Source organism: Aquabacterium sp. J223 (assembly GCF_024666615.1).
Classification (GTDB): Bacteria; Pseudomonadota; Gammaproteobacteria; order Burkholderiales; family Burkholderiaceae_C; genus J223.
Genome location: NZ_CP088297.1, coordinates 3,438,722 through 3,447,500, shown reverse-complemented (window position 1 = coordinate 3,447,500; position 8,779 = coordinate 3,438,722). Strand labels below are relative to the sequence as shown.

Here is an 8,779-nt window from a genome sequence, read left to right as displayed (position 1 = left end):
AAACTAGCGGATGAGCTGTGGATAGGGGTGAAAGGCTAAACAAACCTGGAAATAGCTGGTTCTCTCCGAAAACTATTTAGGTAGTGCCTCAAGTATTACCGTCGGGGGTAGAGCACTGTTATGGCTAGGGGGTCATGGCGACTTACCAAACCATTGCAAACTCCGAATACCGATGAGTACAGCTTGGGAGACAGTGCACCGGGTGCTAACGTCCGGACACAAGAGGGAAACAACCCAGACCGCCAGCTAAGGTCCCCAAAATTGGCTAAGTGGGAAACGAAGTGGGAAGGCTAAAACAGTCAGGATGTTGGCTTAGAAGCAGCCACCATTTAAAGAAAGCGTAATAGCTCACTGATCGAGTCGTCCTGCGCGGAAGATGTAACGGGGCTAAGCCAGTTACCGAAGCTGCGGATGCACAGCAATGTGCGTGGTAGGAGAGCGTTCTGTACGCCTGTGAAGGTGGCTTGTGAAGGCTGCTGGAGGTATCAGAAGTGCGAATGCTGACATGAGTAGCGTTAAAGGGGGTGAAAAGCCCCCTCGCCGAAAGCGCAAGGTTTCCTACGCAACGTTCATCGGCGTAGGGTGAGTCGGCCCCTAAGGCGAGGCAGAGATGCGTAGCTGATGGGAAACAGGTCAATATTCCTGTACCGATGTGCAGTGCGATGTGGGGACGGAGAAGGTTAGCTCAGCCGGGTGTTGGATATCCCGGTTCAAGCCTGTAGTCGTGGCCCTTAGGCAAATCCGGGGGTCTTAGATGAGGGGTGATAACGAGGCGGCTTGCCGCCGAAGTGAGTGATACCCTGCTTCCAGGAAAAGCCACTAAGCTTCAGCTGCACACGACCGTACCGCAAACCGACACTGGTGCGCGAGATGAGTATTCTCAGGCGCTTGAGAGAACTCTGGAGAAGGAACTCGGCAAATTGACACCGTAACTTCGGAAGAAGGTGTGCCTTTAGTAGGTGAACCTGTACAAGGGGAGCCCAATGAGGCCGCAGAGAATCGGTGGCTGCGACTGTTTATTAAAAACACAGCACTCTGCAAAGACGAAAGTCGACGTATAGGGTGTGACGCCTGCCCGGTGCTGGAAGATTAAATGATGGGGTGCAAGCTCTTGATTGAAGTCCCAGTAAACGGCGGCCGTAACTATAACGGTCCTAAGGTAGCGAAATTCCTTGTCGGGTAAGTTCCGGCCTGCACGAATGGCGTAACGATGGCCACACTGTCTCCTCCAGAGACTCAGCGAAGTTGAAATGTTTGTGATGATGCAATCTCCCCGCGGAAAGACGGAAAGACCCCATGAACCTTTACTGTAGCTTTACATTGGACTTTGAACAGATCTGTGTAGGATAGGTGGGAGGCTTTGAAGCGGTGCCGCTAGGTGCCGTGGAGCCGTCCTTGAAATACCACCCTGGTGTGTTTGAGGTTCTAACCTTGGCCCGTGATCCGGGTTGGGGACAGTGTATGGTGGGCAGTTTGACTGGGGCGGTCTCCTCCCAAAGCGTAACGGAGGAGTTCGAAGGTACGCTAGGCACGGTCGGAAATCGTGCTGATAGTGCATTGGCATAAGCGTGCTTGACTGCGAGACTGACAAGTCGAGCAGGTACGAAAGTAGGACAAAGTGATCCGGTGGTTCTGTATGGAAGGGCCATCGCTCAACGGATAAAAGGTACTCTGGGGATAACAGGCTGATACCGCCCAAGAGTTCATATCGACGGCGGTGTTTGGCACCTCGATGTCGGCTCATCTCATCCTGGGGCTGTAGCCGGTCCCAAGGGTATGGCTGTTCGCCATTTAAAGAGGTACGTGAGCTGGGTTTAAAACGTCGTGAGACAGTTTGGTCCCTATCTTCCGTGGGCGCTGCAAGATTGAGAGAGCCTGCTCCTAGTACGAGAGGACCGGAGTGGACGCACCTCTGGTGTATCGGTTGTCACGCCAGTGGCATTGCCGAGTAGCTAAGTGCGGAAGAGATAACCGCTGAAAGCATCTAAGCGGGAAACTCGTCTCAAGATGAGTCTTGCCGGGGCCTTGAGCCCCCTGAAGGGTCGTTCGAGACCAGGACGTTGATAGGCTGGGTGTGGAAGCGCAGTAATGCGTTAAGCTAACCAGTACTAATTGCCCGTGAGGCTTGACCCTATAACTTTGATGCCGTGCCCAGCGCACAGGCCAAAGACCGTGAGTCAGACGTTATGCCCAAAAGGCGACGCAATCAAATACCCAGACCCTCACCACAGCGGTGACGGCCTGAACGCTGAATTCGATTCTGTGAATTGGCTGCCGCGGCGCGCTCAAGAACGCCACGCAGCAACAAGTCAAGCCTGATGACCATAGCGAGGTGGCCCCACTCCTTCCCATCCCGAACAGGACAGTGAAACGCCTCAGCGCCGATGATAGTGCGGATTCCCGTGTGAAAGTAGGTCATCGTCAGGCTATTTATTCCCCAAAACCCCGGTACATCACTGATGAACCGGGGTTCTGTTTTTGGCCTGATTAAATTCGGCTGTGGCGTAAGGCTGAAATTGTCTGCGGATGCGCCCGCCCGTCGTTTCAGCGGCCGACGGAGCCTTGCGGATTTCGGCGCCGGAGCAGCGCGCGCTGCAACCAGACCGACGATGCCGACAGCACCACGTCGCTGGGCTTCGTCCGCGGTTGGTGACGCAATCCGATCGCGACCCGCCCCGTCCACCAGACGGTTCGACCCGTTCCGGGCATGACGAACGGGCCGACGTGACCGGGAGGGATGTGTTCCACCGGGATGTCGTCGTGGCGCGTGATGCCGTCACCGGCACCATGGCCGGCCGCGGCAGGCCGGGTGGGAGCTGCCTGGGCGGTAAAGGAGTCGGGCATGGTGTTTCCGCAAGTTTCGGTTACGCCCAATGCGGCAACCGCTGTGCCCGGTACGCCTTCAGCTGACCTGCGACTCCCATTCCATCACCTCGATGGCGGCTGCCTCGCGCGGCAACAGAAACGGCACCTCGTGCCACAGCAACTCAGCCATGGTGTGCAACGTCTGCGGGGGCACCCCGGGACTTAGGTCCAGCAACTGGAGGATGCACAGGTCGACCCAGAGGCCGCGCGGAAAGCTGGACTGCAGCTGCGCCGGCATCACCGCTCCCCTCCCAGGCGCGGGAGCCCGAGACGCATCGCGCCAGGCGCTCTGCGGCAAATGGAGCGGCGATGGCGTGGCGCCTTGGAAGACTGGTGTTCGGACATGCCGGCACCTGGGCAAACGCCATGCGCGGTCCGACATCTCCGGACGATGGGGCTCAGCGCGGCTCGCCGACCCGCCCGCCCGTCACCTCACTTGGGCAGGGACTGACCGACCAACCGGGTGACACGAGGCGGCTCGCTGCCGCGATGGAACGCCAGCCGCTGCTCGCGAAGCGCTGCTTCTGCCGAGGTCGTCCGCTCGAGGCGGCGCAGGTGTTCCACCCACGACGCGTCGACGAAGTACTCGATCCATCGCCGCGGCTCGGCGGTGTCCCGGAACAGGCTCCAGGAGATCGAGCCCAGGCGCAGTCGACTGCGACGGCTTTCCTGCATCACCTGGACGAAGGCGGCCGCATCGGCCTCGTCGATCCAGTACTCCACCATCGCCAGGATCGGTCCTTCGTCCGGCTCCATGGCCAGCACCGGCTCCGGCGGCTCGTACAGCCGCAGCGGCCGAAGGTCGGCATCGGCGGCGGTCTGCACCCGCTGCCGGCGCAGCAGCGGCAGCAAGGCGAGGGCCGTCACCGCCGCGGCCACGAGGCCCGTCTGCACCCCGGTGGCGTTCGCCACCTGGCCCCAGAGCGCCGCCCCGATGGCCGAGCCGCCCATGAGCGACATCTGGTAGATCGCCATGCCGCGGGCGCGGACCCAGTCCGGCAACGTGAACTGCGCGCTCACGGTCAGCGAATTGGCCACCGCCAGCCAGGCGAAGCCGGCCAACGCCATCGTTGGCAAGGCCACCCAGAAGTGCGGCACCAGGCCGATGACGAGCGTGCACACGGCGTGCAGCAGCGTGCCGCCTTCCAGGAGCTGCTGCGGAGACAGCCGCTGGCGCAACCGCGGCATCGACACCACCGCCGCGATGGCGCCCACCCCCCATGGCCGACAGCAGCACGGTGAACCCGGCGGCGCCGCTGCGGTGGCCACGCGCCACCAGCGGCAGCAGGGCCACCAGCGCCGTCGACTGGCTGAAGAAGACGAAGGTGCGCAGCAGGACCACGCGCAGCGGCGGCGACTCGCGCACGAACTGCACGCCGACGCGCATGGCACCCAGGAAGCGTTCGCCCGGCAGGGCGGTGGCGCGGGGCTGGGTGCGCCAGCGCAGCAGCAGCAGGGTGGACACCACCGACAGCCCCGCATTGAGCACGAAGACGTACACCGTTCCCGCCGAGGCCAGCAGGGCGCCGGCGATGATGGGCCCGGCCACACGGGACGCGTTCATCGCCACCCCGTTGAGGCCCACCGCCGCCGCCAGCTGGTGACGCGGCACCAGGTCCGGCAGCACCGCCGCCATCACCGGCCAACGCAGCGCCAGCCCGATCCCGTTCGCGAAGACCAGGAGCAACAGCAGCCGGGGCTCCAGCACGTCCGCCAGGCCGGTCAGCGCCAGCAGCAGGCCGGTCACCGCGACCCAGATCTGCGTGAAGATGAAGAGGCTCCGGCGGTCGACGATGTCGGCCAGCGCGCCGCTGGCCAGTCCGAGGAGGAAGACCGGCAGGGTGGAGGCGGTCTGCACCAGGGCGACCCACCGGGCGTCGTGGGTCAGCTCCGTCATGAGCCATGCCGCGGCGACGTCGTTCATCCACATGCACAGGTTGGCGATCAGCCAGACCGTCCACAGCATGCGGTAGACGGGGGACGCCAACGGTGCGAAGGCACTGCCCGGCGCAGGCCTGGACGAGGGCAGGTGGGAGGTGGAGGGGTCGTCGGGCGTCATGCAGCGGTCGCAGCTTAACGCGTGCGGATCGGCCGAGCCGCGTGACGGATGGGCCGCCATCGGCGGCCATCCGTGCAGGCGGCCGTGAGGTGACGATGCCGCGCGAGCCGCCTGCGGCCCCGTCGTTTCCGGCCGGCCGATGGCCGCGGGCGGCGCCGCTACAGCTTGGGAATGTGCAGGGTCTTGCTCACCATCAGCGAGCCCGCCACCAGGTACATCAGGGCCAGCGGGTGCAGCAGCCATGGCCCCAGCTGCCAAGTGCCGCCCCACAGCGCCTCCCCGATCCGGCCCTGCCATGCGGCCAGGGCCAGCACGGCCGTGAGCACCACGCTGCTGGGAATCGGCATGCCCTCGAAGTAGCGCACCTTGTCACCGCCGCCGGACAGTTGCTCCGCGGTGACGTTGAAGCGGGCCAGCCGGCTCACGCCGCAGCAGACGAAGAAGACCAGCGCCAGCAGGTCCCAACCCCTCGCAGGCCGGCGGCGTAACCCAGCGCCGCCGGTGCCACCCCGAAGGACACGATGTCGGCCAGCGAGTCGAGCTCCCGCCCCATCGCCGAGTGGGTGTGGCGGGCCCGGGCCACCGTCCCGTCGAGCACGTCGGCGACGAGCGCGGCCGGCGCCATCGCCGCTGCGAGGAGGAAGTGGGCCAGCGAGGGCTCGTCCATGTAGCGCAGGGTCAGCAGCACCGCCGCCATGCCGAAGCCCGCGTTGGCCAGCGTGAACAGGTCCGCCAGGTGGAAGCTGCGGATCATCGAGAAGTGCTGCGGCCGTGGCGATGCGGCGATGGGCATGGCGGTAACCGGAAGCGGTGATGTCATTCGCCGGGCAAGGCTTGTTCCCGCCGCGCCTCGGGCCGGGCCGCCTGCCGGACCGGCCGGCGGACACCCCCTCGTAGAATCCGGCCGCCGCGACCGGCGTCGTCGATGCCCGGCTGCCCGTAGCTCAACTGGATAGAGCAGCTGCCTTCTAAGCAGCAGGTCGGGGGTTCGAGTCCCTCCGGGCAGGCCACCCGACGGGTGTGCCGCTCAGCGCCGCTGGTACTGCGCCTGTCCGAAGAGCACCTCGCGGGCCTTGGCATCGTCCTGCAGCGGCCGGCGGGCCTCGGCCAGCACCTCGCAGCCGCGTTGCACCGCCGGTCGGCCACCGATCTCGTCGAACCAGCCCTTCAGGTGCGGATGGTCGCCCCAGTCGATGCCCTGGTTGCGCCACGACCGCAGCCATGGGAAGACCGCGATGTCGGCGATCGAGTACTCGTTGCCGCCCAGGTAACGGCTGGCCGCCAGGCGCCGGTCCATCACGCCGTACAGCCGCTTGGCCTCGTTGGTGTAGCGCTCGATGGCGTAGCCGATCTTCTCGGGGGCGTAGATCCGGAAGTGGTGTGCCTGTCCCAGCATCGGGCCGACGCCGCCCATCTGGAACATCAGCCATTGCAGCACTTCGTAGCGGCCATGGGTGTCCGCGGGCAGCAGGCGGCCGGTCTTGCCGGCCAGGTACAGCAGGATGGCGCCCGACTCGAACAGGCTGATGCGCCGGCCTTCCGGGCCGTCGGGGTCCACGATGGCGGGGATCTTGTTGTTCGGGCTGATGGCCAGGAACTCGGGATCGAACTGCTGGCCGGCGCCGATGTCGACCGCATGCACGCGGTAGGGCAGCCCGCACTCTTCCAGCATGATGTGGACCTTGTGTCCGTTCGGCGTGGGCCACGAATACACTTCAATCATCGGTCCTCGTCCTTTCGTTGCAGGCACGTGTGAGATGTGCTCGATGCGGTGCGGGAGACGCCAGCGGGACTCTAGTGCATCGGGCGCCAGCATGCTGCAGACGATCAAGCGATGGTTCACACGCGGCGGCCTGCCCGGCGAATGGGCCGCCGTGGAAGACTGGGCCGACGCCCGTGGCCACCAGTTCCGCCGCAGCCGCGAGGGCAACGGCTTCGTCATCGACGGCGGCGAACTGCCGTTGCGGTGGCGCCTCGAATGGGGTCCGTCCCAGCGCGCCTACATCACCGGCCATGAGCTGCGCCTGCGCGGCGAGCTTGGCCCGGTCGAGCTGCAGCTGCTGCTGCTGTCGCGCTCGCTGGTGGAGTCGATGGAGAAGGAGGTCTTCGAGCAGTACACCGAGGACCTGCAGACCCGTGTCGACACCGCGACCCCCGAGGAGATGCGCTGGCTGGTGCTGTTCCAGAAGCTGCCCGGCCAGGACCTGAAGAGCCTGCGCGACAGCTTCGCCGCCGTGGGCCCCACACCGCGCTGGCTGCTGCAGTGGCTGGACGGGCCGCTCACGCTGCAACTGCAGCAGGCACGTTCGGGCTGGCTGGCGCCCGCAGACCCCTTCGTGCTCATCGCCCACCGGGGCCGGCTGACGCTGCGCACGCAGTGCGCCGAGCCCGACCTGCAGCGCCTCACGGCGGCGCTCTCGCTGTTCCAGGTGGCGCTGCGCGAGGCGCTGCGCATCGCCGAGTTGTGGACCGACCAGAGCATGGCCAGCACCCAGCCCAGCCTGTGGAGCAACAGCGCGCCGGGTTACCTCGACACGCCGGCCAGCGGTCCCGCCACCGAAGAAACCGGTCCCGTCACCAAGCCCTGAGGTCGACGACGGGGCGGGCCGGTCTGCCGGCCCGGCTGCCACGGCTCAGGCGTACTTGCCGAGCTCCATCTTGGCAATGGCGTTGCGGTGCACCTCGTCGGGACCGTCGGCGTAGCGCAGGGTGCGCGCCTGCGCGTAGAAGCGCGCCAGCGGCGTGTCCTGGCTGATGCCCATCGCGCCGTGGACCTGCATGGCCCAGTCGATGATGCGGCAGGCCATCGTCGGCGCCACCACCTTGATCATCGCGATCTCCGCCTTGGCGGTCTTGTTGCCGGCCACGTCCATCATCCACGCCGCCTTCAGCGTCAGCAGGCGCGCCATGTCGATCTGGCAGCGGGCCTCGGCGATGCGCTCCTGCGTCACACCCTGCGCGGCCACCGACTTGCCGAAGGCCACGCGCGAGGACGCGCGACGGCACATCAGCTCGAGCGCACGCTCCGACAGCCCGATCAGCCGCATGCAGTGGTGGATGCGGCCCGGCCCCAGCCGGCCCTGGGCGATCTCGAAGCCGCGGCCCTCGCCGAGCAGCAGGTTCGACGCCGGCACCCGAACGTTCTCGAAGACGATCTCCATGTGGCCATGCGGCGCGTCGTCGTCGCCGAAGACCCGCATCGGCCGCACGACGGTGATGCCCTCGGTGTCCGCCGGCACCAGGATCATCGACTGCTGCGAATGCCGTGGCGCCTGCGGATCCGTCTTGCCCATGACGATGTAGATCGCGCAGCGCGGATCGCCTGCGCCGGAGATCCACCACTTGCGGCCGTTGATCACGTAGTCGTCGCCGTCACGGACGATGCGGGTCTGGATGTTCGTCGCATCGGACGACGCCACGTCCGGCTCGGTCATCGCGAAGGAGCTGCGGATGCGGCCTTCCAACAGCGGCTTCAGCCAGCGCTCCTTGTGCTCGGGCGAGCCGTAGCGCTCGATGGTTTCCATGTTCCCGGTGTCCGGCGCCGAGCAGTTGAAGACCTCGCTCGACCAGGGCACCCGGCCCATGATCTCGGCCAGCGGCGCGTACTCGGCGTTGGTGAGGCCCGCGCCGTGTTCGCTCTGTGGCAGGAACAGGTTCCACAGGCCCTCGCGCCTCGCCATCGGCTTCAGCTCCTCGATGAGCGGCACCGGTGACCAGCGTTTGCCCGCGGCGGTGGCCGCGTCGCGCTCTTCCTCGTAGCGATGTTCCTGCGGGTAGACATGGCGGTCCATGAAGGCCTGCAGGCGGGCCTGCAGCGCCAGGCTGCGGTCGGAGTAGGTGAAGTCCATCGTGCCT

Annotated in this window: 5 protein-coding genes, 1 tRNA gene, 2 rRNA genes and 2 pseudogenes (1 of these 10 only partly in view); 4 read left to right on the top strand and 6 right to left on the bottom strand. The window is 65.5% G+C overall.

Going from position 1 to position 8,779, the window contains the following annotated elements; genetic code table 11:
* Both LRS07_RS16395 and rrf read left to right on the top strand, forming a co-directional pair.
* Positions 1-2,133, top strand: a 23S ribosomal RNA gene (locus tag LRS07_RS16395); it begins 741 nt to the left of the window's first position.
* A 181-nt stretch (positions 2,134-2,314) separates the two neighbouring features.
* Positions 2,315-2,427: ribosomal RNA gene (rrf, locus tag LRS07_RS16390) — 5S ribosomal RNA — on the top strand.
* 117 nt (positions 2,428-2,544) lie between these two features.
* Here the strand turns inward: rrf and LRS07_RS16385 are convergent.
* The 4 genes and pseudogenes from LRS07_RS16385 to LRS07_RS16370 all read right to left on the bottom strand — a co-directional run bounded on the left by LRS07_RS16385 (position 2,545) and on the right by LRS07_RS16370 (position 5,717).
* Entirely contained in the window at positions 2,545-2,844 is a 300-nt protein-coding gene (locus LRS07_RS16385; RefSeq protein WP_260499041.1) for a hypothetical protein, read from the bottom strand.
* Positions 2,845-2,902: 58 nt separating this feature from the next.
* A complete protein-coding gene (locus LRS07_RS16380; RefSeq protein ID WP_260499040.1) occupies positions 2,903-3,103 on the bottom strand; it encodes a hypothetical protein in 201 nt (66 codons plus the stop codon).
* 194 nt (positions 3,104-3,297) lie between these two features.
* Positions 3,298-4,924 (bottom strand): annotated as a pseudogene (locus LRS07_RS22305) (MFS transporter).
* Positions 4,925-5,082: 158 nt separating this feature from the next.
* Positions 5,083-5,717: pseudogene (locus LRS07_RS16370) on the bottom strand (CDP-alcohol phosphatidyltransferase family protein).
* 140 nt (positions 5,718-5,857) lie between these two features.
* Here LRS07_RS16370 and LRS07_RS16365 point away from each other — a divergent pair.
* Positions 5,858-5,934: transfer RNA gene (locus tag LRS07_RS16365), tRNA-Arg, on the top strand.
* A gap of 17 nt (positions 5,935-5,951) precedes the next feature.
* On the opposite strand, the gene LRS07_RS16360 is transcribed toward LRS07_RS16365, so the two are convergent.
* The gene (locus tag LRS07_RS16360; RefSeq protein WP_260499039.1) at positions 5,952-6,647 is read right to left on the bottom strand and encodes a glutathione S-transferase family protein; all 696 of its coding nucleotides are present in this window, start codon (positions 6,645-6,647) and stop codon (positions 5,952-5,954) included.
* Positions 6,648-6,738: 91 nt separating this feature from the next.
* On the opposite strand from LRS07_RS16360, the gene LRS07_RS16355 reads away from it, so the two are divergent.
* Positions 6,739-7,512, top strand: a complete 774-nt coding sequence (locus LRS07_RS16355) for a hypothetical protein (protein ID WP_260499038.1) — start codon at positions 6,739-6,741, stop codon at positions 7,510-7,512.
* 45 nt (positions 7,513-7,557) lie between these two features.
* Here the strand turns inward: LRS07_RS16355 and LRS07_RS16350 are convergent, their stop codons facing one another.
* The gene (locus LRS07_RS16350) at positions 7,558-8,772 is read right to left on the bottom strand and encodes an acyl-CoA dehydrogenase family protein (RefSeq protein ID WP_260499037.1); all 1,215 of its coding nucleotides are present in this window, start codon (positions 8,770-8,772) and stop codon (positions 7,558-7,560) included.
* Between the last annotated feature and the right edge of the window lie 7 nt (positions 8,773-8,779).